General features: G+C 55.4%; 1 protein-coding gene. It reads right to left on the bottom strand.

What is annotated here, in order from left to right; all coding sequences use genetic code 11:
• Positions 1-95 precede the first annotated feature (95 nt).
• A complete protein-coding gene (locus LNV07_RS25335) occupies positions 96-389 on the bottom strand; it encodes a hypothetical protein (RefSeq protein ID WP_263573992.1) in 294 nt (97 codons plus the stop codon).
• Positions 390-1,183 lie beyond the last annotated feature (794 nt).

The raw sequence follows: 1,183 nt of genomic DNA, 5'->3' as shown, positions 1-1,183 counted from the left end.
CGAGCTGAGGGGCCGCAGCCAGCTGGCCGCGCGGAGCTGAAAATATACAGGCAGCGTAGCGCGGCCAGCTGGCGGAGGTCCACTCGAGCGACCGGTTAGAAGGCTGTAACACTTGACCTGCCAAGGAAGCTGATTCTCGCGAGCACTTTTCCGTCTGCGCCTTGGCGAAGTAGCGCAATAAGTTTTCGCATTTCTGATTCCTGCATTTCCAGATAGGCCGAGTCCTTGGTCCGAATGTCCTCATCCATTAGGAAATGTTGGAGTCCATGAAAGCAGCTTGCCAAAGGTTCTCCCGCGTTTTCCGGATTGTCGGAAACGTTATCCAATGAAATGCGGCCGTCGAGAACAAGCTGAAGTTGATCCGCGAGCGAAAGAGCAGTACTGGCCATAGCCTTCTAACGTCGAAGTTGAGCCGCGAGCGGCGGCTGGGCGCGGAAGGCCCAGAATGAAATGGGGGCCTGTAGTGGCCGGCCGTTGCGAGTCGGCTCGAACGCAGGGTTAGAACTCGTTTGCACCAACATCTCTAACGGACTACCGATTCGATGAACTTCCTTGGTGAGGTGAGTTTGCAGGCGCGTGCCACCTGAGATCCTCCCATTCCATACCAAAGCCTATTCTTGCCACGAAGATGACCAAGGAGAAGTTCGTATGAAGACTGTTCCGCGATCACGTCGCCTGACTTCACGTCAATGACAACCATTCTGAGGGGTCGAATGTCCCGGTCCAGTCGACCGTGTTCAATTTTGACCAAAACCGGAGACGGGGGGACGCTGTCGGACCGAGTGCGCTGTGTGCAGTTAACGGCCTCCGGCATTGAGTCGAGCCCATGCACAACCGTAACGAAAGATCCGCGGCATGGTTCTGTAGGACTCACATCATCGACATAGCGCAAGTTCACAGCAGCCACAGCCTGAGGTTCAACCAGCAATTGCACAACGATGACATGTGGCGCATAGGTTTCGTTGTGTACGCTGGCCCACGGTTGGTCCTCTATGTCGATGACATCCGTTGGCAGGCGCCTATGAACGACCTCGGTTGCGCTTTTACATCGACGATCTAACTCGCCAAATCGAAGACCATCGAGAAACTCGGCGCCCCCTGGAGAACATGAAAAGGCGAGAACAGTCGCGGCAATTGCGACTGATGCCATGATGACCAAGGAGAAGCGAGTCACGGTTCGAGT

Source organism: Roseateles oligotrophus, from assembly GCF_025717515.1.
Classification (GTDB): Bacteria; Pseudomonadota; Gammaproteobacteria; order Burkholderiales; family Burkholderiaceae_C; genus Paucibacter_A; species Paucibacter_A oligotrophus.
This window is presented reverse-complemented; position numbering and strand designations above follow the sequence as displayed.

What these genes read in the sequence shown, in the direction of transcription:
- LNV07_RS25335 (WP_263573992.1), bottom strand. Translation starts at nt 389, where the DNA reads ATGGCCAGTACTGCTCTTTCGCTCGCGGATCAACTTCAGCTTGTTCTC.